This window comes from Streptomyces sp. NPDC004539 (assembly GCF_040610055.1).
Taxonomy (GTDB): domain Bacteria; phylum Actinomycetota; class Actinomycetes; order Streptomycetales; family Streptomycetaceae; genus Streptomyces.
On record NZ_JBEXLS010000015.1, the window covers coordinates 182,543 to 205,332 of the forward strand.

22 protein-coding genes and 1 pseudogene are annotated in these 22,790 nt (G+C 72.7%); 10 read left to right on the forward strand and 13 right to left on the reverse strand.

From position 1 onward, the window contains the following. Positions 1 to 5: 5 nt before the first annotated feature. Positions 6 to 913, forward strand: a protein-coding gene (locus tag ABZX85_RS28980) for an IS5 family transposase (RefSeq protein ID WP_355874600.1) whose coding sequence is annotated in 2 segments (ribosomal slippage) — positions 6 to 357 and positions 357 to 913 — 909 coding nt in all. Because the reading frame shifts where the segments join, the coding sequence is not laid out codon by codon here. Here ABZX85_RS28980 and ABZX85_RS28985 read toward each other — a convergent pair. From ABZX85_RS28985 to ABZX85_RS29010, 6 genes are all read right to left on the reverse strand, one after another. Continuing rightward, on the reverse strand, positions 910 to 2,052 hold the full coding sequence (locus ABZX85_RS28985; protein WP_355874603.1) for an LLM class flavin-dependent oxidoreductase: 1,143 nt from the start codon (positions 2,050 to 2,052) through the stop codon (positions 910 to 912). The genes ABZX85_RS28980 and ABZX85_RS28985 overlap by 4 nt on opposite strands. A gap of 20 nt (positions 2,053 to 2,072) precedes the next feature. After that, positions 2,073 to 3,257, reverse strand: coding sequence for an SfnB family sulfur acquisition oxidoreductase (locus ABZX85_RS28990; protein ID WP_355874606.1), 1,185 nt, complete (start codon positions 3,255 to 3,257; stop codon positions 2,073 to 2,075). Next, positions 3,257 to 3,811: an NADPH-dependent FMN reductase gene (gene ssuE, locus ABZX85_RS28995; protein ID WP_355874608.1), complete on the reverse strand. Its 555-nt coding sequence runs from the start codon at positions 3,809 to 3,811 to the stop codon at positions 3,257 to 3,259. Before ssuE ends, ABZX85_RS28990 begins: the two co-directional genes overlap by 1 nt. Positions 3,812 to 3,875: 64 nt before the next feature. Continuing rightward, the gene (locus ABZX85_RS29000) at positions 3,876 to 5,084 is read right to left on the reverse strand and encodes an acyl-CoA dehydrogenase family protein (RefSeq protein WP_355874611.1); all 1,209 of its coding nucleotides are present in this window, start codon (positions 5,082 to 5,084) and stop codon (positions 3,876 to 3,878) included. Between the two features lie 35 nt (positions 5,085 to 5,119). Then, entirely contained in the window at positions 5,120 to 6,208 is a 1,089-nt protein-coding gene (gene sfnG, locus ABZX85_RS29005) for a dimethylsulfone monooxygenase SfnG (protein WP_355874614.1), read from the reverse strand. Between the two features lie 114 nt (positions 6,209 to 6,322). Beyond that, positions 6,323 to 6,406 (reverse strand): putative leader peptide, encoded by an 84-nt coding sequence (locus ABZX85_RS29010; RefSeq protein ID WP_350284076.1) that lies wholly within the window; start codon positions 6,404 to 6,406, stop codon positions 6,323 to 6,325. Positions 6,407 to 6,544: 138 nt separating this feature from the next. On the opposite strand from ABZX85_RS29010, the gene ABZX85_RS29015 reads away from it, so the two are divergent. Continuing rightward, complete coding sequence (locus ABZX85_RS29015) at positions 6,545 to 7,459, forward strand: LysR family transcriptional regulator (RefSeq protein ID WP_355874617.1); 915 nt, start codon at positions 6,545 to 6,547, stop codon at positions 7,457 to 7,459. An 85-nt stretch (positions 7,460 to 7,544) separates the two neighbouring features. Beyond that, complete coding sequence (locus ABZX85_RS29020) at positions 7,545 to 7,982, forward strand: SPW repeat protein (protein WP_355874620.1); 438 nt, start codon at positions 7,545 to 7,547, stop codon at positions 7,980 to 7,982. A gap of 36 nt (positions 7,983 to 8,018) precedes the next feature. On the opposite strand, the gene ABZX85_RS29025 is transcribed toward ABZX85_RS29020, so the two are convergent. Together ABZX85_RS29025 and ABZX85_RS29030 are read right to left on the reverse strand one after the other, a co-directional pair. Further along, positions 8,019 to 8,459: an SRPBCC domain-containing protein gene (locus ABZX85_RS29025; RefSeq protein WP_355874623.1), complete on the reverse strand. Its 441-nt coding sequence runs from the start codon at positions 8,457 to 8,459 to the stop codon at positions 8,019 to 8,021. Between the two features lie 100 nt (positions 8,460 to 8,559). Continuing rightward, a pseudogene (locus ABZX85_RS29030) lies at positions 8,560 to 9,501 on the reverse strand (hydrolase); the annotation flags it as partial. A 222-nt stretch (positions 9,502 to 9,723) separates the two neighbouring features. Between ABZX85_RS29030 and ABZX85_RS29035 the strand changes: the two are divergent. After that, a complete protein-coding gene (locus ABZX85_RS29035) occupies positions 9,724 to 9,987 on the forward strand; it encodes a GlsB/YeaQ/YmgE family stress response membrane protein (protein WP_355874625.1) in 264 nt (87 codons plus the stop codon). A 316-nt stretch (positions 9,988 to 10,303) separates the two neighbouring features. On the opposite strand, the gene ABZX85_RS29040 is transcribed toward ABZX85_RS29035, so the two are convergent. Next, positions 10,304 to 11,080 carry a GNAT family N-acetyltransferase gene (locus ABZX85_RS29040; RefSeq protein WP_355874628.1) on the reverse strand — a complete coding sequence of 259 codons (777 nt, stop codon included), beginning with the start codon at positions 11,078 to 11,080 and terminating at the stop codon, positions 10,304 to 10,306. Between the two features lie 93 nt (positions 11,081 to 11,173). Between ABZX85_RS29040 and ABZX85_RS29045 the strand changes: the two genes are divergently transcribed. Next, positions 11,174 to 11,662 carry a nucleoside deaminase gene (locus ABZX85_RS29045; RefSeq protein ID WP_355874631.1) on the forward strand — a complete coding sequence of 163 codons (489 nt, stop codon included), beginning with the start codon at positions 11,174 to 11,176 and terminating at the stop codon, positions 11,660 to 11,662. Positions 11,663 to 11,708: 46 nt separating this feature from the next. Here the strand turns inward: ABZX85_RS29045 and ABZX85_RS29050 are convergent, their stop codons facing one another. After that, positions 11,709 to 12,398, reverse strand: coding sequence for a chaplin (locus ABZX85_RS29050; protein WP_355874634.1), 690 nt, complete (start codon positions 12,396 to 12,398; stop codon positions 11,709 to 11,711). A gap of 275 nt (positions 12,399 to 12,673) precedes the next feature. Here ABZX85_RS29050 and ABZX85_RS29055 point away from each other — a divergent pair, with 275 nt between their 5' ends. From ABZX85_RS29055 to ABZX85_RS29065, 3 genes are all read left to right on the forward strand, one after another. Further along, positions 12,674 to 14,185: an alpha/beta hydrolase gene (locus tag ABZX85_RS29055; protein WP_355874636.1), complete on the forward strand. Its 1,512-nt coding sequence runs from the start codon at positions 12,674 to 12,676 to the stop codon at positions 14,183 to 14,185. Positions 14,186 to 14,261: 76 nt separating this feature from the next. Then, positions 14,262 to 15,287 (forward strand): Gfo/Idh/MocA family oxidoreductase, encoded by a 1,026-nt coding sequence (locus ABZX85_RS29060; RefSeq protein ID WP_355874639.1) that lies wholly within the window; start codon positions 14,262 to 14,264, stop codon positions 15,285 to 15,287. A gap of 267 nt (positions 15,288 to 15,554) precedes the next feature. Next, positions 15,555 to 16,907: a SpoIIE family protein phosphatase gene (locus ABZX85_RS29065; RefSeq protein WP_355874641.1), complete on the forward strand. Its 1,353-nt coding sequence runs from the start codon at positions 15,555 to 15,557 to the stop codon at positions 16,905 to 16,907. 12 nt (positions 16,908 to 16,919) lie between these two features. On the opposite strand, the gene ABZX85_RS29070 is transcribed toward ABZX85_RS29065, so the two are convergent. Next, positions 16,920 to 18,413, reverse strand: a complete 1,494-nt coding sequence (locus tag ABZX85_RS29070) for a hypothetical protein (protein WP_355874644.1) — start codon at positions 18,411 to 18,413, stop codon at positions 16,920 to 16,922. Between the two features lie 234 nt (positions 18,414 to 18,647). Between ABZX85_RS29070 and ABZX85_RS29075 the strand changes: the two genes are divergently transcribed. Together ABZX85_RS29075 and ABZX85_RS29080 are read left to right on the forward strand one after the other, a co-directional pair. Next, entirely contained in the window at positions 18,648 to 19,772 is a 1,125-nt protein-coding gene (locus tag ABZX85_RS29075; protein ID WP_355874646.1) for an aminoglycoside phosphotransferase family protein, read from the forward strand. Positions 19,773 to 19,977: 205 nt separating this feature from the next. After that, complete coding sequence (locus tag ABZX85_RS29080) at positions 19,978 to 21,909, forward strand: peptidoglycan recognition family protein (RefSeq protein ID WP_355874648.1); 1,932 nt, start codon at positions 19,978 to 19,980, stop codon at positions 21,907 to 21,909. 17 nt (positions 21,910 to 21,926) lie between these two features. On the opposite strand, the gene ABZX85_RS29085 is transcribed toward ABZX85_RS29080, so the two are convergent. After that, the gene (locus ABZX85_RS29085) at positions 21,927 to 22,424 is read right to left on the reverse strand and encodes a hypothetical protein (RefSeq protein WP_355874650.1); all 498 of its coding nucleotides are present in this window, start codon (positions 22,422 to 22,424) and stop codon (positions 21,927 to 21,929) included. Between the two features lie 113 nt (positions 22,425 to 22,537). Next, positions 22,538 to 22,780 carry a DUF397 domain-containing protein gene (locus ABZX85_RS29090; protein ID WP_355874652.1) on the reverse strand — a complete coding sequence of 81 codons (243 nt, stop codon included), beginning with the start codon at positions 22,778 to 22,780 and terminating at the stop codon, positions 22,538 to 22,540. Positions 22,781 to 22,790 lie beyond the last annotated feature (10 nt).

Consider the following 22,790-nt stretch of genomic DNA (forward strand, 5'->3'; position numbering starts at 1 on the left):
TTGTGGTGGGTCGTGGTGAGCTGACGGATGCGGCATGGGAGCGGATAGCGCCCCTGTTGCCTGGTGTTGACGGTCGTGGTCGGCCGTGGCGGGATCACCGGCAGGTGATCAACGGGGTGTTGTGGCGGTTGCGGACAGGCGCTCCGTGGCGTGACCTGCCGGAACGCTATGGGCCGTGGCAGACCGTTTATGAGCGGTTCGCCCGCTGGGAGGCGGACGGCACCTGGGCCCGCCTGCTCGGGCAGGTCCAGGTCCGCGACGACTGCGTCGGGGCGGTGGAGTGGACGGTGTCGGTCGACTCCACGATCAGCCGGGCTCATCAGCACGCCGCCGGTGCCCGCAAAAAGGGGCGGGACCGGGGGACGAACTGGAAGATCCGGCATGTGAGGCGGCTGGCCAGGCGCTGGGCCGGTCCCGCGGCGGGCTGACCACCAAGGTCCACCTTGTCTGCGACGGCCGGGGCCTGCCCCTGGCCGTCGTTGTCACGCCGGGCAACGTCAACGACTCCACCGTCTTCGACGCCGTTCTGGGAGCCGTCAGGGTGCCCCGGGCCGGTGCCGGACGCCCCCGCCGCAAGCCTGACGCGGTCATCGCGGACAAGGCGTACTCGTCCCGGGCGATCCGCCAGGCTCTGCGCAGGCGGGGCATCCAGGCGGTGATCCCGGAGCGGGCGGACAAGAAGGCCAACCGCTTGCGGCGAGGGAAGGCCGGCGGCAGACCACCGGCCTTCGATCGCGATCTCTACAAAGCCCGCAACGTGGTCGAGCGCTGCTTCGGCCGTCTGAAGCAGTTCCGCGCGATCGCCACTCGCTTCGACAAACTCGCCGCCCGTTACAAAGCCGGAATCCACCTCGCCGCACTCATCCTCTGGCTCCGCGAGCCCCTCCAAGATCCTTTGTCAGACACGGCCTAGCCGGCGAACGGCACCTGCGCCGAGGGGGCGGAGGTCTTGCCGGACGGGTGTTCCCAGACACCCTCCGCCGCCAGCAGCGGGAGGACGCCCTCCCCGAACCAGTACGCCTCCTCCAGGTGCGGGTAGCCGGAGAGGACGAACTCCTCGATGCCGATGGCCGCGTACTCCTTGATGAGGGCGGCCACCTCGGTGTGGGAACCGACCAGGGCGGTGCCGGCGCCGCCGCGGACCAGGCCGATGCCGGCCCAGAGGCCGGGGTGGATCTCCAGTCCGTCGCGGCTGCCGCCGTGCAGGGCGAGCATCCGCTGCTGGCCCTCGGACTCGCTGCGGGCCAGTCCCGACTGGACGGCGTCGACCGTCTCGGGGTCGAACCCTTCGAGCAGCCGGTCCGCCTCGGCCCAGGCCGCCTCGGAGGTGTCCCGGGTGATGACGTGCAGCCGGATGCCGAACCGCAGGGTCCGCCCGTGCTTCGCAGCGAGCCCCTTGATCCAGGCGATCTTCTCGGCGACCTGCGCCGGGGGCTCGCCCCAGGTCAGATACACGTCCACATACTTGGCGGCGATCTCCCCGGCGATCGGCGAGGAACCCCCGAAGTACACCTCCGGTACCGGGTCGGGCACCCGCGCGAGCTTCGCGTCCTCGACCCGCAGGTGCTCCCCCTTGAGGTCGACGGACTCCCCCGTCCACAGCGCCCGGACGACTTCGAGGAACTCGCCGGTGCGCCGGTAGCGGTCGTCCTTGTCGAGGAAGTCCCCGTACGCCCGCTGCTCGTGGCTCTCCCCGCCGGTGACGACGTTGAGCAGGAGCCGTCCGCCGGTCTGCCGCTGGAACGTGGACGCCATCTGCGCGGCGAGCGTCGGTGAGACGAAGCCGGGCCGGAAGGCGACGAGGAACTTCAGCCGCTCGGTGTGCTGGCTGACCATGGCGGTGGTGAGCCAGGCGTCCTCGCACCACGCGCCGGTGGGGGTGAGCGCGCCGACGAACCCCAGGTCCTCGGCGGCGCGGCCGATCTGGCTGAGGTAGGCGACCGTGGGCGGCCGGTCCCGGCCGGAGGCGGTCGCGGGGGTGCCGTGGCCGCCGCCGACGACATGGCGGCTGTCGCCGTTGGTGGGCAGGAACCAGTGGAAGGTGAGGGACATGCGGGGGTCTCCTAGGGCGTTCAGAGCAGGCCGTGGCGGGGCGGGCGGGTGCCGTTGAGCACGTGGCGGCCGATGTGCTGCACCTTCCACCGCGTCGGGTCGTGCAGCGTGTGGGTGCGGGCGTCGCGCCAGTGCCGGTGCAGGTTCAGGGAGTTGAGGGCCGAGCGGGTGCCGGAGACCTCGAAGAGGGCGCCGGCGACGTCGACGGCGGCCTGCGCGGCGGTGACCTTCGCGGCGGCGACGGCGATCGACGCCTCGGCGGCGGTGTCGTCGGTCAGCTCGGCGCGGGCCGCGTCGACCGCGCGGGCGGCCTCCTTCAACAGCGCCTCCGACGCCCGCACTTGGATGGCCAGCTCGCCGAACCGCTGGATGAGCAGCGGGTCTTCGGCGGCGGTCTCGAACCCGCTCTCGAACCAGGGCCGGCTCTTGGTCCGCACGAACGCGACGGCCTCGGCGAGCGCGCCGCCCGCGATCCCGACGTCGATGGCGGCGTGCAGCAACTGGGCGACGGCGCCGTGCAGTTGCGGGCCCTCGAAGGTGAGGTGATGCGCGAAGAGGCGGTCCGCCGGTACGGGGACGGCGTCGAGGTGGACGGTGCCGCTGGCGGTCGTGCGCTGGCCGAGGCCGTCCCAGTCGTCGTCGACGGTCAGGCCGGGGGCGTCGGCGGGGACGTAGGCGACGTGGAGCTTGTCGTCCTCGGTGCGGGCGAGGACCGGTATCCAGTGGGCGAAGAGGGCGCCGGTGGAGTAGTTCTTGGTGCCGGTGAGGAGGTAGGTGCCGTCGGGCTGCCGGTCGAGGCGGGTGCGGATGTCCTGGACGTGCCGGGTGCCGGCCTCGGACTGGGCGTTGCCGAGGCGGCGGCCGGCGAGGAGTTCGCCGTAGAAGAACTTCCGCTGCTGTTCGGTGCCCTGGCGGCGGATGACGTTGACGTAGACGAAGTGGCTCTGCGGGATCTGGGCGAGGCTGCCGTCGGCGGTGGCGAGGAGGCGGAAGATCTCGGCGAGGGTCGCCGCGTCGACGTCGGCGCCGCCGTGGTCGGCGGGGACGGTGACGGCGAGCAGGCCGGACGTCGAGAGGCGGTCCAGTTCGGCGCGGGGCAGGCGGCGTTCGCGGTCGCGGACCGAGGCGTCCGTGCGGAACTCGCCGACGAGGGCCCGCGCGACGGCGAGCGCCTCGGCGGCGTCGGCGATGACATGCGCGGTCATCAGCTCGCCGCCGCCAGGTAGGGGGTGCGGCCGAGGGCGGCCGAGAACTGGTCGACGACCTGGGCGAGGGCCTCGGCGGTACCGGGGGCGACGGTGACGGTGCCGTCGTCGTGGGCGGTGATGTCCTTGTCGAGGGTGAACCAGCCCTGCACGATGTGCGCGGCGCCCATCGAGTTGAGGACGGGGCGCAGCGCGTAGTCCAGGGCGAGGACGTGGGCGGTGGAGCCGCCGGTGGCGAGCGGCAGGACGGTCTTGCCGGTGAGCGCGTACTGAGGGAGCAGGTCGAGGAGGGCCTTGAGGACGCCGGAGTAGGACGCCTTGTAGACGGGGGTGCCGACGACGACGCCGTCCGCCTGCGCGAAGAGTTCGGTGGCCTCGACGATCGCCGGGTGCTTGAAGTCGGCGCCGAGCAACGCCTCGGCGGGGATGGTGCGGACGTCGAGGGGGACGACCCGGTGGCCCTGGGCGGTGAGGCGCTGGTCGAGGTGGCGCAGGAGGCGGCCGGTGCGGGAGGAGGGGGACGGGCTGCCGGAGACGGACAGGACGGTGGCCATGGGGTCCTCTTTCACGGGAGGGCCGGGGTGTCCGACGGCGGACCGGACACCCCGGGAGAAGGGGTCAGGAGTACCAGGTGGGCTGCGGCAGTTCGCCGTCGAGGACCCAGCGGCCGACCTCGCGGCGCTTGTAGGCGACGGGGTCGTGGAGGGTGTGGGTGCGGACGTTGCGCCAGAACCGGTCGAGGCCCTCGGAGGCGGCGGTGGCGCGGGCGCCGGTGACCTCGAAGATGCCGTTGGTGATCTCCAGGGCGACCTCGGTGGCGCGCGCCTTGACGGCCGCGACCCGCACCTCGAAGGCGCCGCGTGCCTCAGGGGTGACGGCGTCGGGGTCGTCGTGCAGTGTCTGGCCCTCCAGGGCGACCGCGTCGGCGAGGGCCTCGGCCGCCCAGAGCTTGGCGGTGAGGTCGCCGTAGACGTCGATGACGTACGGCTCGTCGGTGGCGCGGGGGTGGCCGCCGTGCAGCCAGGAGCGGGACTTGGTGCGGGTGTAGGTGGCGGCGGTCTCCAGGGCGCCGCCCGCGATGCCGAGGTAGAAGTTGACGAAGACGAGCTGGATGGTGGGGACGTTGAGGGTGTTGTAGACGCGGGGCCGGAACACCTTGTCGACGTATCCGGCGGCGTTCGTCCACGGGGTGCGCACGCCGTCGATGGTGACGCTGCCGGACTCGGTGAGGCGCTGGCCGATGTTGTCCCAGTCGTCGTGGAAGGTGAGGCCGGGGCTGTCGGAGGGGACGATCGCGAAGACGTGGTTCTCGGTGCCGGCGAGGACGCCTTCGAGGACGGTGACGTCGGAGACCTTGCTGCCGGTGGAGAAGGTCTTGGCGCCGGTGAAGACGAGGTCGTCGCCGTCCTCGGTGACGGTCACGTCGTGGTCGCGGGGGTTGACGGCGCCGCCGAAGAACCAGTTCTGCCGGGTGGCCTCGGCTTCGACGTGCTCCCACTGCTCGCGGGTGCCGACCAGGCGGGCGGCCCAGAACCACAGGTAGTGGTAGCCGAGGAGCTGGCCGATGGAGCCGTCGGCCTTGGCGATCCCGCGGACGGCGCGGTAGGCGGTGGGCCAGTCCTGTCCCCCGCCGCCGTGCTCCGTGGGGCCGAGCAGGGTGACGAGGCCGGCGTCCTTGAGGAGCTGGACCTCCGCGTACGGGGTGGCGCCGGCCTTGTCGCGGGCGGCGGCGTCGGTGGCGAGGACGGCGGCGGCCTCGGCGGCGCGGGCGATCCAGTCCTGGGCGGTGGTGGGGGCGGTGGTCCAGCGGGTGGTCGCGGTGCTCATGTGCGTGACGTCCTTTCGGCGGGGTGGGGGGAGGGTCAGGCGGTCTGCCGGTCTTCGAGTTCGCGGACCAGCGGGAGCACCTTCTTGCCGAAGTACTCGACCTCCTCGTGGTAGTGGAGGAAGCCGAGGAGGAAGAGGTCGACGCCGAGCTTCTTGTAGGCTACGATCCGCTCGGCGATCTGCTCGGGGGTGCCGATCAGGCCGGTGCGGAAGCCGTCGTTGTACTGGATGAGGTCCTCGAACGAGGAGTCCTGCCACATGCCCTTCTTGTCGGCGGTGGACTGTCCGGCCTGCTTGACGGCGGCGCCGAATCCCTCGACGGCCTCGCGGTCGGCCTTGGCGACGATCTCGCGGAGGGTGTCGCGGGCCTCGGCCTCGGTGTCGCGGGCGATGAGGAAGCCGTTGAGGCCGAACTTGGGCGCGGTGCGGCCGACTTCGGCGGCGGACTTGCGGATGTCGTCGATCTGTTCGGTGACGCCGTCGAAGTCCTTGCCGTTGGAGAAGTACCAGTCGGAGACCCGGCCGGCCATGGCGCGGGCGGCGGTGGAGTTGCCGCCCTGGAAGATCTCGGGGTGCGGGCGCTCGGGGGTGTTGAGGGGCTTCGGCTTCAGGGTGAAGTCCCGCAGGCGGTAGAAGTCCCCGGCGAGTTCGGTGTGGTCCTCCGTCCAGATGCTGCGCAGCGCCGTGATGAACTCCTCGGCGCGCCGGTAGCGTTCGTCGTGCTCCAGCCAGGGTTCGCCGAGGGCGGTGAACTCGCCCTTGAACCAGCCGGAGACGACGTTGACGGCGAAGCGGCCCTTGGAGAGGTGGTCGGCGGTGGCGCCGAGTTTGGCGAGGACGCCGGGGTGCCAGAGGCCGGGGTGGACGGCGGCGATGACCTTGAGGCGTTCGGTGGCGAGGAGGAGCGCGAGGGAGAAGCTGGTGGACTCGTGCTGGAACTCTGCGCCGTAGCTGGCCATGTAGCGGACCTGGCTGAGGGCGTACTCGAAGCCGTTGTTCTCGGCGAGGACGGCGAGTTCGCGGTTGTAGTCGTAGCCCCAGTCGGTGCGCTGTTCGATGGAGCTGGTGACGAGTCCCCCGCTGACGTTGGGGACCCAGTAGGCGAATTTCACGGGTGCGGGCATGCGGAACTCCTGTGGCGGGAATGCGTTTTCGGGCATGCCGAATTCAGGGGGCGCGAAAGGCGCGGGGAATTCAGGCTTCAGGAAAGGGAAACGCGGCGGATCTGCGGGAGTTGATCAGGCCGCGGCGCGACAGGAGGCGCTGGAGACGCGTGCGAGGTCGACATGGCGTCGCCGCGTGAGGTCCAGTCGCATCTTCATGCCGTCGATCGTGGCAGCCGCCCGCGCGGGCCGTCAAGGAAAACCCGACCGGTCTCGGATCGCGGACCATTGAATTTCACGAAGGTGTGACAGGGAAACCCTTGAACGCGGCGGGAATCGGGCCGCATTCTGCCGGTCATGCGCACCGAACAGCTCGAATACATCGCGGCCGTCACCCGGCTCGGCTCCCTGCGCCGGGCCGCCGAGGAACTGCGGCTCTCCCAGCCCGCGTTGAGCGAGACGGTGCGGAATCTGGAGCGGGAGCTGGGGGTCGATCTGCTGGAGCGCAAGCGGTCGGGGGCGACGATGAGCGCGTCCGGGCGGGAGCTGTTGCCGCACATCATCGGGGTGCTCGACGCGGTGGACCGGCTGCGGTCGGCGGCCGGGGAGCAGCACCGGATCAGCCGGATGGTGCGGGTGGGGACGGTGAACGCGGCGACCGTGCCGCTGCTGATCCCGGCCCTGCGGGAGTTCCGGCGGGCGCATCCGCTGACGCAGGTGGAGGTGGTGGGGGCGCAGCAGTCGGACATCCAGCGGGCCCTGCTGGAAGGGGGGTTCGATCTGGGGCTGGTCAACCATCTCGAAGGGGACGACATGCCGGCCGAGTTCGCGTCGACGGAGCTGCTGCGGGGGCGGCCGGTGGTGGTGATGCATCCGGACTGCCCGCTGGCGGCGCGGGAGGCGGTGGGGGTTCAGGAGCTGGCGGGGGTGCCGCTGATCGGGATGCGGTCGGGGTACGTGATGCACCGGTACGTGCACCGGCTGCTCGGGGGGAGCGGGCCGTCGTTCGCGTACTCCACGGACGGGGCGGAGATGGGGAAGCTGATGGTCGCGGAGGGGCTGGGGGTGACGGTGCTGCCGGACTTCAGTGTCGCGGGCGATCCGCTGGAGCGGCTCGGGGCGATCACGTACCGGCCGCTGGCGGGGCGTACCCCGCAGGTGCTGCTGGTGCTGCGCAGGCGGCGGGCGGAGGCGGTGCCGCAGGCGGCGCGGGATCTGCACGACGTGTTCGTCCGTACCGCGCGCCTCACGGCCGTACCGGACTCCGCCTGACCACACCCCTACACATAAAAGCAAAATAAGAGCAGAATGGAGCAAAGCGGCGTTATCACCGCTATGACGTCGAAGGAGACGAATCATGGCCAACGTTTCGCCCACCCGAGGTGACATAGCGACTCACCCGGATGTATCCGAGATGCGGGACCGGTATGCCCGCATGCTCGGCGGTCGTGATGTGGCGCTCGTGGACGGACCGGTGTTCCTGCTCGGTCTGTACTGCGCCGTATCCCCCTGGATCGTCCACTACACCACCAGCCAGCCCCCGCTCATGACGCACAACCTGATCGTGGGCATCGCGATCGCCCTCCTGGGCGTCGGCTTCACCGTGGCCCCCGCCCGTATGTACGGCCTCAGCTGGGCCATGTGCGCGCTGGGCGTGTGGATGATCATCGCCCCGTGGGTCGTCGGCAGCAGCCCGGACACCGGGGTGAAGCTGAACAACATCATCATCGGCGCGCTGGCCGTGATCCTGGGGGTGATGTGCGCCGGCACGGCGGCGCGGAGCACGAAGACCTGAACCGAACGATCAGCGATCCGACCCGACCGGGCCGCCTCAGCCCTCCGGAACCGTCCAGGGCTCCGTCGACAGAGGCCGCCCGGTCTCCAGCGTCGTCTTGAGGTTCGACAGCACGGCGGGCCAGCCGCTCGCGACGTCCCGCACCTCGGCGGCGTCGTACAGATCCTGGTGCACGAGCGTCAGCCGGGCGATCTCCCCGTGCCCCTTGACGTCGAACCAGACCCGCGAGACCCGCTCCGGATCACCGGGCGCGGCCCAGGTCGTCACCAGTCTGCCGGGCCGGCGGCTCTCCACGACGCTGCCCACCACGTCCGCGGTCTGCGACCCGTCGGTCCGCACGTGCGCCCAGCGCGAGCCCTCGCGCCAGTCGGACACGTTCCGGTGGCCCCAGTAGAGAGCGGTCAGCTCGGGGTCGGTGAGCGCGTCCCAGACCTGTTCGGCCGAGGCGCCGATGTAGAGGACGTACGTGTACTCCATCGCTCTCCCCGCTCGGGCCGGACGTGGGCTCCACGCTCCCATCGCCCGGCCGGGACCGCATCCCGGGGTGGGACGCGGTTCCGGCGGCGGGTCCCGGTCAGGACGCCTTGGAGAGCCAGTCCGTCGCGTTCAGGGCGAGGGCCGCGTTCGTGGCGCCGGAGTCGTTCCAGCCGTCGTAGAGGGTGTTGCCGGACTGGCCGGTGCCGTCGTCGATGGGGCTGCTGTCGCCCCAGAAGGCGATGCGGCCGGAGCCGAACGTGGAGGTGAGGAAGAAGGCGCCGGTGTTGCCGGAGTAGCCGGAGCGGTAGAGCAGGCCCTTGACTGCGGAGTTGTCGGCGGGCTTCAGGGTGGCCGTGGTGCCGCTGGCGATCAGGCTCTTGGTGACCGTGCCGAAGGAGCCGTGCAGGACGGCGTTGGTGGAGTCGTTGATCGCGGCCGGGTAGCCGGAGCTGATGTTGAGGGAGTCGATGGAGAAGCCGAACGGGTCGGTGGAGTCGACGGAGTTGTTCGTCATGAGGTCGTTGAGGATCTCGACCGCGTCCTCGCCGTCGTTGTTGCGGTCGGCGCCGGTGTGGTCGGAGATCATGAAGAGGCCGCCGCCGTTCTTCACGAAGTTCATGATCGCGGTCTTCTCCGCGGTCGTGAAGAGGGTGTTGGGCTCCGGCAGGACGAGCGTGTCGAACTTCGACAGGTCGGTCGCCGACGAGCCGCCATAGCTCAGGCTGGAACCCGACGGCAGCGTCTTGAGGCTGTAGTCGCCGGTCTGCTGGAGCGCCACGCCCCAGGAGGACAGGGCGCCGGTCCAGTCGGTCTCGTCGGACGGGGAGGAGTCCTCGCCCAGCGGGTCGGGCTGGCTGGTGGAGATGATCCAGTCGGCGTTGCCCGCCGTCTCGGCGTGCGCGTTGTCGAAGAGGACGCGGTGGGGGGTGGCCGCGTGCGAGGGCGTGGCGGCGGTGATCTGGAGCGTGACCCCGGCGGCGAGCAGACCGAGCGCGGCGAGCGTGCTGGTGGCCTGGGAGCGGGGGCGGGCGATACCGGGCATCCGGCGAACCTCCGTGAAGGATGGGGGGAAAGAGGCGGGTGCGGGTACGCGGACGGATGGGCGTAGGCCCAGGTCGGGAGGGCTCTACGCGCATCGACCGCTTGAAAGGTACATGGCGGCGAGAGCGGGAGACCATCAAGAGCGGGCAATAACCGGACCGGACTGTTCGACGTCCGGGAGGGCACCCGTAGGACGACGGACTTCCGACTCGAAGGGGCGAAGATGGAGATCTCAGGAGTCATCAGCGCGATCGTCATCGGCTGCGTCATCGGCGTCCTCGGCCGCCTGGTCGTTCCCGGCCGCCAGCGCATCGGCATCCTGTGGACGATCCTCGTCGGCATCGCCGCGGCCCTCGTCGGCTCGGCCGTCGCGAACGGGCTCGACGTCCAGGACACCAACGGCGTCGACTGGATCGAGTGGCTGATCCAGATCGGCCTCGCGGCCGTCGGCGTCACGGCACTGGACCGCGCGAAGTCCCGCCGCTGACCCCCGCACCGGGCAGGCACGCGGGACCACAGCCGGCCTGCCCGCACCCCCTACGCCACACCGCGCGACCGCCGTACGGCGAACTGCGCCGTGCGCCGGTACGACGACCCCGCGCGCCGTTCCCCCCTCGGGCGCCGGGGTCTACGCTGGGCGGACACACAGAGGTCCGACACCGGGCCCGCCGACCCGGCTCCCCTCAACGCACGGCGGGCCCACCCGGACGGCGGCCGACCCCGGCCGCGTCAGCGCCGCCCCGGCCCCGGAGCGGGCACGGACCGCGAGGGACACAGCCGCACCGCGTGCCCGCAGGCAGCCCTCACGGCGTGTACAGATACGGCGTCGTCGTGCTCAGCCTCGCGAACCCCAGCCCCTCCAGGATCGGCCGGCTGTCCTCGGAGGCGTCGACCTGGAGGAACCGGTACCCGCGCTCGGCGGCGATCCGCGCCCGGTAGGAGATCAGCGCCCGGTAGATCCCGCGCCCGCGCCACTCGGGCACCGTCCCGCCGCCCCAGAGCCCGGCGAACCGGGTGCCCGGGATCAGCTCCATGCGGGCGGAGCTGACGGGCTCGTCACCGGCGAGGGCGACGACCGCGACGAGGAGGCCGGAGTCCTGGGCGAGCCGCACGCGCATCAGGTCCCGCAGCCAGGAGCCGTCCCGGCCGAACGCCCGCTCGTTGGCCCGGACCATCAGCTCCACGCCGGCCAGGTCGGTGACGGCTTCGAGGCGGACCCCCTCGGGCGGCTCGGCACCGGGCAGCTGGCTCTCCGTCTCCGCGACCAGGAGCGTCTCCTCGTCGTCCGGCACGAACCCGGCGGCCTTCAGGCGCCGCCCCAGGTCGGCGGGGGTGTCGTGGGAGTACGTCTTCCACTCGAACTCGCGGCCGAGTGCCGTGTAGAGCGCGACCTGCTCGGCTATGACCGCGTCCGCGTCGCCCTCGTCGACCCCCGACCACAGGATGCCGCTCCACCCCTCCGCCGAGGCGATCTGCCGGACGACCTTCCCCGTCCGTTCGATCCGGGCGTCGGTACTGTCGGGGCGGGCGCCCTCACGCATCTCGCGGTCGTAGAGGGCGAGGATGTCGGCATTGTTCATACGGTCACTCCAACACCCCGCCCCGCCCGCCACAACACAATTACGCTGCCCGGAAGATCTTGTCCCGAGTGAACCGCGGAAGGGCGTGCGCCGATGGCGAAAGAGCTGGTGAGAGAGTCGGAGCTGCCGTACCTGCGGCGGGCGGTGGAGCTGGCGGCCGAGGCGCTGGACGCCGGGGACGAGCCGTTCGGATCGCTGCTGGTCAGCGCCGACGGGACGGTCCTCGCCGAGGACCACAACCGGGTGGCCTCCGGCGACCGCACCCGCCACCCCGAGTTCGCGCTGGCCCGCTGGTCGGCGGCGCACCTCTCCCCCGGGGAGCGCGCGGCGGCGACCGTCTACACGTCCGGCGAGCACTGCCCGATGTGCGCGGCGGCCCACGCGTGGGTGGGCCTCGGCCGCATCGTGTACGTCGCCTCGTCGGAGCAGCTCGGCGCCTGGCTGGCCGAGTTGGGCGTCCCGGCGCCACCGGTGCGCACCCTCCCGGTCCAGGAGGTCGCGCCCGGGGTGCGGGTGGCCGGGCCGGTGCCGGAACTGGCCGGTGAGGTACGGGAGTTGCACCGCCGGTTCCACACGCGCTGAGGGCCGTACCGGCTCGGTCGGTACGGCCCTCGCTCAGCTCACCGGTTCAGCGCGCCGACCGGGGCCGGAACCGCCGGTAGAGCGCGGCCCCGCCGAGGACCAGCGCGGCGCTGCCGGCGAGGAGGGCGTTCTGCCCGTCGGTGCCGGTGCTGGCGAGTGTCGCGTGCACGCCGGGCGAGGGCGCTTCCGGGCCCGGGAGGGGGACGGGCGGCCGGTGCGGTTCGGGGTGCTGCGGGGCCGGGTCGACGGGGCGGGCCGGCGGGTCCTCGTGGGAGGTGTTGACCGCCTCGTTGCCGAACGCGGGGTTGAGGGCGCCGACGACGTTCACGCTGTTCCCGCTGATGTTCAGGGGGAGGTGCACGGGCAGTTGGACGCCGTTGCCGGACAGGACGCCCGGCGAGCCGTGCGCACCCCCGTCGGCGTGGGCGCCGCCGCCGTTCGCCGCCCCGGAACCGGCCGGTTTGGCGCCCGCCGGCCTCGGACCCGTGGGCCGGGCCGAGGAGTTCACGCACTTGTTGCCCATCGCCGGGTTCAGCACCCCGACGACGTCCACGGTGTTCCCGCACAGGTTCACGGGGATGTGCACCGGGAGTTGGATCGTGTTCCCGGAGACCGCTCCGGGCGAGTCGGCGGTGGCACCGTCGGCCGCGGAGTCGGCGTGGGCGGGCATCGTCACGGCCATCGCACCGGACGCGGCGACGACGGCCAGCATGCCGTTTCGGGTCACCCGTCTCATGGGGTCCCTGCCTTCCAGTCAGGGGCGCGGGCGTTCCCCGCACCGGACACGGGCGGCTCGCCCGTACCGGTTAAAACGCGGGCGCACCATCGGAGTTATGGCTCATCGTCCTTTCACCCCATCGAGTGGCCCGCTTGTCGAACTGGCAGTAAAGCCGTCGAGCCGACCGGCGGAGGGCGCAGGGTAACCCCGCTCCGGACCCCGCGCACCCCGACGGGCGCACCTGCCCCACCCCGCCTATCGTGACCGTGGGCACTGCGCTCCGGGAGGCATCGATGCTGGTCACGTTGGTCGTCGCGGTCTCCCTGCTCGGCACGGGCACCGCCGCGCCCGCCCCGGATCTCAGCGGTTTCCTCCGCCAGAAGGTCGCCTGGTCGGCGTGTACCGGGCAGGACGTGCCGAGGGATCTGGAGTGCGGGAAGGTCAGCGTCCCCCTCGACTACGCGCACCCGTCCGCCGGCACCCTCGAACTCGCGCTCGCCCGTTACCGGGCCACCGGCGTGAAGCAGGGTTCGGTGGTCCTGGACTTCGGCGGGCCCGGCGCGGCGGGCGTCCCCGAACTGGCCTACGGGCGCAAGACGTTCGCGGATCTCACCAACCGGTACGACGTGGTCGCCTTCGATCCCCGGGGTGTCGGCCGTTCCTCGCCGGTGAGTTGCGGCGACGGGGACGTCGGGCCGGGCGACGGCGATCCGCGGGCCCTCCTCGACCGGCTCCGCGAGGTCGCCGGGCTCTGCGCGCGGCGTTCGGGGCCCGTACTGCCGTACATCGGGACGGTGTTCGCGGCGCGGGACCTCGACGTGATCCGCTCCGCGCTCGGCGAGCCGAAGCTCGACTACCTGGGTTTCTCGTACGGGACGCGGCTCGGGGCGGTGTACGCGGCGCAGTTCCCGGACCGGGTGGGCAGGTTGGCGCTGGACGGGGTGGACACGCTGACCGAGCCGGTCGCCGAGCAGGCGATCGCCGGGGCGCGGGGACAGCAGGTGGCGCTGGACGACTTCACGGCGTGGTGCGCGCGGGACTCGGTCTGTCCGCTGGGGGACGAGCCGCGCGCGGCCCGGGAGGGGATCGTCCGGCTGGTGCGCTCGCTGGACGAGAATCCCGTACAGACTTATATGAGCGGGGAGTTCACGGGTCAGGATCTCGTGGGGGCGCTGGCGCAGGCGCTGTATCTCCGCGACTGGTGGCCGTCGCTGGAGCAGGGGCTGGCGCGGCTGACGCAGGACGGCGATCCGAGCGGGGTGCAGGCGTTCGCGGCGGGCGGGGCGTCCGCGAGGGCCCTCGGACCGGCCGGGAGACAGGGCCAGCACCTCACCCTGACCGACCCCGCCGACGTTCCTGTCGACAACATGGCCGCCGCCCTCATGGCCGTGAACTGCGCGGACGACCCCGACCGGCCCGACGCCCGGCACATCGTCGACACCCTCCCCGCGCTGCGCGCCTCCTTCGAGCAGGCGTCCCCCGTCTTCGGCCGCTACCGCCTCGCCGAGACCCTCATGTGCTACGGCCGCCCCAAGGGCACGGAGTTCATCCGCGACCGGGTCAAGGATCTGCGCACACCGAAGATGCTCCTGGTCGGCACCCGGGGCGACCCCGCGACCCCGTACCGCTGGACGACGGAGACCGCGGCACGCCTCGGCCCCGCCGCCGTCGTCCTCGACAACCGCGGCGAGGGGCACACCGGGTACGCCTCCTCCCGCTGCGTGCACCGCAAGGTGAACGACTTCCTGCTGTACGGCTCGCTGCCGCCGAGCGGGAGTTCGTGCGGGGCGGACGAGGAACGCTGACGCTCCCCCGGCCCCCTGTACCCCCTCGCCACCCCGTGCCACTCTGGTGATCATCGGAGCGAGAGGAGCCGTGGACGTGACGGAGTTGCTGGGGGTCGCCGTGCTGGGGGCCGGGCACATGGGGGCGGACCACATCCGGCGGCTGGACCGGGTGGTGAGCGGTGCCCGGGTCGCGGCGGTCACCGATCCGGACACCGGGCGGGCGAAGGAGGCCGCGGCCGGGATCGAGGGCGTGGGGGTGTACGCCGAGGCGGAGGCCGCGCTGGACGCGCCCGGTGTCGGCGCGGTCCTGATCGCCTCGCCGGGTCCCGCGCACGAGGCCGCGCTGCTGGCGGCGCTGCGGCGGGGCCTGCCGGTGCTGTGCGAGAAGCCGATGGTGCCGGACCCGGCGGGCGCACTGCGGGTGGTCGAGGCGGAGGCGCGGCTCGGGCGCAGGCTCGCGCAGGTGGGGTTCATGCGGCGGTACGACGCGGGCTACCGGCGGCTGAAGGAGGTGCTGGACGGGGGCCGGCTGGGCCGGACGCTGATGCTGCACTGCGTGCACCGCAACGCGGCCTCCCCGTCGTTCTTCACCAGCGAGATGCTGGTCGAGGACTCCGTGGCGCACGAGATCGACGCGGCGCGCTGGCTGCTGGGCCAGGAGCTGACGTCGGTGACGGTGCTGCGCCCGAGCCCCTCGGGCGGGGCTCCCGAGAGGCTCGCGGACCCGCAGTTCGTGGTGTTCGAGACCTCCGGCGGGGCGCTCGTGGACGTCGAGGTGTTCGTCAACTGCCGCTCCGGCTACCAGGTGCGCTGCGAGGCGGTCGGCGAGCACGGCAGCGCCCGCATCGGCGACGACCAGGGCCCTCTGGTCACCTCGGCGGGCTCGGCGTCGACCGGGGTGCCGCAGGACTACGTGGTGCGGTTCGCGGACGCGTACGACCGTGAGGTGCAGGCGTGGGTGGACGCGACCCGGCAGGGTCGGGTGACCGGGCCGTCGGTGTGGGACGGGTACGCGGCGTCGGCGGTCGCGGAGGCGGGCGTGCGGTCGCTGCGCGGGGCCGGGCGGGTGGGTGTGGAGCTCGCCGGGCGGCCGGATCTGTACGGTGGCGCGACGGGATAGCGCGTACGGGGTTCGAACATGCGCGTGGGGCGGCTGTGGCACTCTGATGCAACCGGCAACTCCCGTGCGGCGTCCATGAATTGAGGCGCCCGGCAGTTACGCGCGGGTAGCCCGGAAAGCCGTCCGGGAGGCCGCTGGCATATGCCAGGCGCATCGCCTGAAGGTGTGTTGCCAAATCCCTTACACGACGTCGCGCGCTGTGCAACAGTCGTAACGGCCTTTCCGTTCGGCAGCCCCGGCCGAACCGTCCCCGCATCGGAGTGCGTCATGCCGTCCCCTCTCTCCGCGGACCGCCCCGCCGCCCAGCCCGGCCCGGTCGACGCGCTGATATCGCAGGCGCGAAGGCTGCGCGGGGACGTGGACGCGGTCCGCCGGGACGCGCGGCCCACCGGGTGCGACCCCGCGGATCTCTGGCAGCGCGCGCTGTACGACCTGGCTCTGCATCAACTCAGCGACCTGGACACGCACTTGGCCCAGTTGCGGGACGGGCCGCCCGGGGCGGCGGAGGCCGCGCCGGCCGCTCCCCGGCGCGGCTCCCTGCTCAGCCGGGTCGGCAGCGCGGAGTGGAACCTGATGTCGGACGAGGCGGTGTGGTCGGCGGAGTTCCACCGCATCCTCGGCCGCGACCCGGCGTCCCCGGCGCTCACGCTGGACGAACTCCCGTCGCTGGTGCTGGAGGAGGACCGGCCGACGCTGGCGGCGATGGTGACGGACTGCCTCATCGACTCCCGGCCCATCGACGGCGAGTTCCGCGTCGTCCGGCCGGGCGGCGAGGTGCGGACCGTGCACCTGATGGGCGAGCCGGTGCTCGGCGCCGACGGCTGCACCGCCTCGATGTGGGCGGTGCTGCGGGACGTCAGCGAACTGCGGCGCAGCCAGCGGGCGGTGACCGAGACCCGTGACTCGCTCCGCCGGGGCCGGCGGCGACCGCGCTCCGAGGCACGGCTCGCGGTCGAGCCGCGGGAAGCCGCCACGCCTCCCTGGTGCGGCTCCCTGCGGCTCCCGCGCCAGGCGCCCTGCGCCCTGGACGTCGCCGGGCTCCATCTGCCCGCCGCGAACGGCGCCCCGATCGGCACGGACTGGTTCGACACGATCCAACTGCCGGGCGGCGACACGTTCTTGACGGTGGGTTCGCTCACGGGGAGCGCCGGCTCCCTGGAGTCCACGACGACGATGCTGCTCGGCGCGCTGCGGGGCATGGCACTGGCCGGCACCGAGCCGGGCCGGCTGCTCGGCTTACTCGGGCAGCTCCTCGGCGCCACCGACCGGCCCGCGCTCGCCGGCGTCGTGTGCTGCCGGTTCCGGCCCGCGACCCGGACACTGACCTGGGCGCAGGCCGGGCCCTGCGCACCGCTGCTGGTGCGGGCGGGCGGTGCCCGCCGGCTCGCCGGGCCCGGCGGGGCACTGCTGGGCGCCCAGCCCGCCGGGCTGCACCGGCCGGCCGAGACGGTCCTCGAACCGGGCGATCTCCTCGTCCTGCACACCGACCCCGACGCCCGTGCCGCCCCCGCCTCCCGGCTCGTGGAGGCGAGAACGGCACGGGCGGGCGCCGAGTCGGCGGCCGAACCCCACACCGGCGAGGACTCGGCCTGCGTACTGGTCGCGAGAGTGCTGCCCTGACGCGCGGCGGCTCTACGCCTGCGCCACCACTCCCCGGCCCCCCTTCGACTTCGGCAGCGCCAGCTTGATCTCCTCGCGGAGCTGGGCGATCTTCGGGTCCTTCGCGTAGGGGCTGGTGAGCCGGTACATGTCGCCGAGCCGGTCCCAGGTGCGCAGCGAGGAGTTGGCGCCCATGGAGCTGAGGGCCTCGCGGGCGTAGTGGTGGCCGTGTTCGGCGTCGCCCGCGATGAACAGCGCCGAGGCCATCGACAGGTGGTCGAAGATCTTGGAGCGCTGCTGGGCGTCGTCCCTGAGGGCGAGGGCCTTGTCGGCGTAGTACTGCGCCTGGGCCGCCGCCGCCGGGTCGTGCTCGGCGAGCGTGCGGTAGGCGAGGCCCTGCATGCCGTACAGGTCGGCCTCGTTGAAGAGCTGCATCCAGGCCGGGGCCGGTCCGTCGTCCCTGGCCGAGGTGAACAGGTCCTCGGCCTTGCCGAGGGTGCGGCGCATGGCCTGCCCCTTGCCCTCGGCGGCCTGGGCCCACGCCTCGACGGTGTGGAACATGGCCCGGGTGCGCGGCAGGGTCTCGGGGCCCGCGCCGGACTGGGCGAGGCGCATCAGGTCGAGGGCCTCGTCGGGCTTGCCGAGGTGGACCATCTGGCGGGCCGCCCGGGAGAGGGCCTCGCTCGCGCGGGGCCGGTCCCCGCCCTCGCGGGCGGCGTGCGCGGCGATCAGGAAGTACTTCTGGGCGGTGGGTTCGAGGCCGACGTCGTGGGACATCCAGCCCGCGAGGACGGCGAGGTTGGCGGCGACGCCCCACAGGCGGCGCTGGAGGTGTGCCGGATGGCGGTAGGCGAGCATGCCGCCCACCTCGTTGAGCTGTCCGACCACCGCCTTGCGCTGGAGCCCCCCGCCCCGGGCGGCGTCCCAGGCGCGGAACACCTCCACGGAGCGCTCCAGGGCCTCGATCTCCTCGTGCCCGATGGGGGCGGCCTCGTACCGGTCGAAACCGGCGGGGTCGACGGTCAGGGGGTCGTCGAGGACGGGAGCGTCGGCGGACAGGATCGGGTCGGTGTGCAGCCAGTCGTACATGGCGCTGCTGAGTGCGGAGCCCGCGGCGAGCGCGGCGCCCGCGCCCACCAAGCCGCGTCGGTTGAGCATGAGGTCCATTCCCGTGAATTCGGTGAGGAACGCGACCGTCCGGCCGGGCGTCCACGGAATTCCGTCGGGGCGTTCAGCACTCCCGCCGCTCTGCCGTCTCCCCGGGCGCCCGTGCCGGACCAGACCGAGGTCCTCGATGGTCACGACACGGCCGAGACGCTCGGTGAACAGGGCTGCCAGCACCCGCGGTACGGGATCGCGCGGGATCTCTCCCGTGTCGATCCAGCGCCGCACGCGCGAGGTGTCGGTGGACAGCTGGGGGTGGCCCATGGCCGCCGCCTGCCGGTTCACCATCCTCGCGAGTTCCCCTTTGGACCAGCCGGCCAGGCCGAACAGGTCCGAAAGGCGGGTGTTGGGTTCTCCGCTCACGTCAAGCCCCCAGGTTCTCGGCTGGAGTTGACACTAGCCCCGCCGGAGTTGCCCGGCGACTATTCGCCAGGGTTCGCCAGGGTGCGCCACGTGGTGTGCCACGGCCGATCGGGTGTCAGGTAGGAAAGCGCCACCCCGACCCGGTCTCCCCGGGGACACTCCCCAGGGTGCACCCGGGACCCGGGTCGGGACGCGCACCTACTTCGCAGGCACACGAAGGGATCTGTCTCGCCCATGTACGCAGCATCGTCCTCCGTGTCCGCGCCGCCCCGGCCCTCCTACCCTCGCCAGGGTGGTGGCGCCCCGTATCTCGACCCCTCGCGGTCGGTGGCCCCCGCCCCCGGTGTGGTGCGCCAGCGCCGGCCCGCGGTCGTGGGCACGCAACCGCTCAGCGGCAGACTGGACCTGTCGGGCCCGCAGGGCGCCCAGTTGCGCACCGCGCTCGCCGCCGTGCACCGGATCTGCCCGGAGTTCGCCCCGGTGCAGGTGCTGCGCCGCAGCGGCCGTTCGGTCCTGCTCGTCGGGACGACCGGACGCCAGCCGGCCGTGGCGAAGTGCCTCCTGGACCACTCGCCCGCGTGGGCGGAGCGCGGCCGGCACGAGATAGCCGCGTACCGCACGTTCGTGCGGCAGCGTCCGCCGGTGCGGACCCCGAGGCTGATCGCGGCCGACCCGGAGAACTGCGTCCTCGTCATCGAGCGGATGCCCGGCCGGGTCGCGGCGCTGACGCGCCATCCGGTCGAGGCGCCGCCGCGCGCGGACATCCGGGCGGCGCTGGCCGCGATCCTGCGGCTGAACGCGTGGCGGCCCCCGGCGGGCGCGTTCGACGCGCCGCTGGACTACGCGGCGCGGATCAACCGCTACCACGAGCTGGGGCTGCTGACCGACCGTGACCTCGGTGACCTCCAGAAGCTGCTGCACGGCATCGCGCAGGCGGCGGGCCGAGGCGGGATGGGGCAGTTCTGTCACGGGGACGCGCTGCTGTCGAACCTGCTGGTGTCCCCGGCGGGCCCGGTGCTGGTCGACTGGGAGCACGCGGGCTGGTACCTGCCGGGCTACGATCTGGCGGTGCTGTGGTCGGTCCTGGCCGACGCGCCGGGTGCCCGGCGGCAGATCAGCCAGCTCGCGCAGGCGGCGGGCCCGGCCTCCCGGGACGCCTTCCTGGTGAACCTGATGCTGGTGCTGACGCGCGAGATCCGGACGTACGAGACGGCGGTCCAGCGCGCCCTGCACGACCCGGCGCCGGCGCACGGCGGCGGGCTGCCGTCGGGTGAGGAGCAGCGGCTGCTGCTGCGGCGGCTGCACGACGACAGCCAGATGGCGCGGCGGGCGGTCCGCGCGGCGGTCGGCACCCGCTGACCGATGAGACCGAGGGCCTGCGGTGCGCCAGAGCGGCGGTGCATCGCAGGTCCTCAGCATGTCGTGGCGGGATCGCGCCCACGAAACGCGCCGTGTGCCGCCGTGCCGAAGGGGAGCGCCTCCTTCCGGGCATGATTGACGGACCGTCAGCGGTCCGGTGGCACGGACGTGTCCGGCCCGCGCGTTCCCCCCACAGGAGGCCGCATTGCCCAGACGTATCCCGCAGGCCGTCGCCTCGGCGGTCCTGCTGCTGCCGCTGCTGGCCGCCGCCCCGCCCCCGGAGGCGGACTCCTCCCGGCTCGCCCTCCAGGGCACGTTCGCCGCGGCGGCGGCCGAGTACCAGGTGCCGGACAGTGTCCTGCTGGGCGTGGCCTACCTCCAGTCCCGCTGGGACGGCCACGCGGGCGCCCCCAGCGTGATCGGCGGCTACGGCCCGATGCACCTGACCGACGCCCGCACCGCCGTGCGGGGCGTCTCGCACCACAGCGAGGGCACCGAGGACCCGCGCGGCGACTCGGCCCGCCCGTCCCTCGCGCCCCGGGCCGAGCCCCGTGATCTCGCGCGGGCGCTGGACGCCCCCCGGCTGCGCACCCTGGACCGGGCCGCCGAGCTGACCGGCCTCGACCCCGAGGCGCTGCGCACGGACCCGGCCGCGAACATCGAGGGCGGCGCCGCCCTCCTCGCCGCCGCCCAGCGCTCCCTGGGCGAGCCCCTCACCGCCGACCCCGCCGACTGGTACGGCGCGGTGGCCCGCTTCTCCGGCGCCGACGACACGGCGACGGCCGCCGCGTACGCCGACGACGTGTACGGCGTGCTGCGCGCCGGCCAGGAGCGCACCACCGACACCGGTCAGCTCGTCCGGCTCGCCGCGCAGCCGCGGCTCGCCCCGGAGAAGGGGCAGTTGGCGCGCGCCGGGCTGCGGGCGCCGGTGACGGCCGGGACGGAGTGCCCGAAGGACGTGTCCTGCGAGTGGATTCCGGCGCCGTACCAGGAGTTCGGCGACCACGACTACGGCAACCACGACCTGGCGAACCGCCCCAAGTCGCAGCCGGTGCGGTACATCGTCGTCCACGACACCGAGGGCGCCTGGGAGGGCGTCCTGAACATGGTGCAGGACCCGACCTACGTGTCCTGGCACTACACCCTGCGCTCGTCCGACGGGCACATCGCGCAGCACGTGAGGACGAAGGACGTCGCCTGGCACGCGGGCAACTGGTACGTCAACGCGGGCTCGGTGGGCATCGAGCACGAGGGGTTCCTCGCCCGGCCGGACGCCTGGTACACGGAGGCCATGTACCGGGCCTCGGCCCGTCTGGTGCGCTATCTGGCGTTCAGGTACGGGGTTCCGCTGGACCGGCAGCACATCCTGGGCCACGACAACGTGCCGGGGCCGGTGACGGCGAACGTGGCGGGGATGCACACGGACCCGGGCCCCTACTGGGACTGGCGGCACTACTTCGAGCTGCTGAAGGCGCCGATCCGGGCCACGGGCGACGGGCACGGCGGGCTGGTGACGATCCGCCCCTCCTACGACACGAACCGGCCGGTGTACACGGACTGCGCGGCGAAGGGGCAGCCCTGCGCGGACCACGGCTCCAGCGAGGTGCGCCTGTACTCGGGGCCCGGCACGTCGTATCCGCTGATCAAGGACGTCGGTCGGGGCACGGACCCGACGACCGGGGTCAACGACATCTCGTCGCGGGTCTCGACCGGCCAGCAGTACGCGGTCGCCGGGCGGCAGGGCGACTGGACGGCGATCTGGTATCTCGGGCAGAAGGCGTGGTTCGAGAACCCGCGCAAGCACGCCACGGCGGTACACGCGGCGGGCCTGGTCGTCCGCGCCAAGGCGGGCCGGGCGTCGGTGCCGGTGTACGGGCGGGCCTACCCGGAGGCGTCCGCGTATCCGCGGGGCGTCCCGGTCCAGGCGGTGTCGCCGCTGTCGTACACCCTGCCCGCGGGGCAGTCGTACGTCGTCGGCGGCGAGGTGCCCGGGGAGTACTACTACTCGGTCACGTTCGCCACCGACGCGCACCGGGTGGTCGTCGGGAAGGACAGGTACTACGAGATCCAGTACGGGCACCGGGTCGCGTTCGTGCGCGCGGCGGACGTGGACGTGGTGCCGTCCGTACGGGGGTGAGGGTACGGGGGTGAGGTTCAGCCCTGCTGGAAAAGCTCCGCCGGGAGCGGCTTCAGCAGGGCGTACAGGTCGTCCGTGATGGGGCGGTCCCAGGCGGCGATGGTCACGAGGACGTTGTCGCTGCGGTCGAACTGGACGCAGGAGATCCGGCTCTCGGAGAGTTTGAGGCGCCGGACGATGAGGAGGTTGTCGCCCTGCATCACCGGCATGTCCTCGGTGCCGGTGACGGTGACCTCCTCGTCGTTCTCCAGGGCCAGGAGGAGCTGGGCGACCTCGAAGGGGATCTCGTCGTCGGCGGTGTCCCGGGCCGGGGAGCCCTCGGGGAGGTTGCCGATGATCATCGCGGGGCCGCGTCCGCCGAAGAGGTCGTAGCGCAGGAAGACGCCCTGGCAGCTGCCGTCGGGGGCGGGGAGGAGGCCGGCGCCGAGATTGCCGGGCCAGTCGCCCGGGTCCATGGCGAGGACGTCGAAATCGGGGCCGGCGGGGGTTGCGCTTCGGCGGCGGAGGAACGACATACGGCCATCGTACGGGGTGCCGGGGGCTCGTGGCCGAGCACGGGTCGGACGGTGGTCGAGCAGAGGTACGGGCCCCCGTCCGCGGTGTCGCGGACGGGGGCCCGTGGGCCGGCTCAGGTGAGGTCGAACTCGCCCTCGCGCGCGCCCGAGACGAACGCGCCCCACTCCGCGGGGGTGAAGATCAGGGACGGGCTCTCGGGACGGCCGCTGTTGCGCATCGCGATGAAGCCCTCGACGAACGCTATCTGGACATCTCCCAGTCCCCGGCTGCCCGGCTGCCACTCCGCCCTGCTGAGGTCAAGGTCCGGCTTCTCCCAGCCCGCCAGAGGCTGCTGCTGGATGGTGCTTTCGGCCACGTCCGTGCTC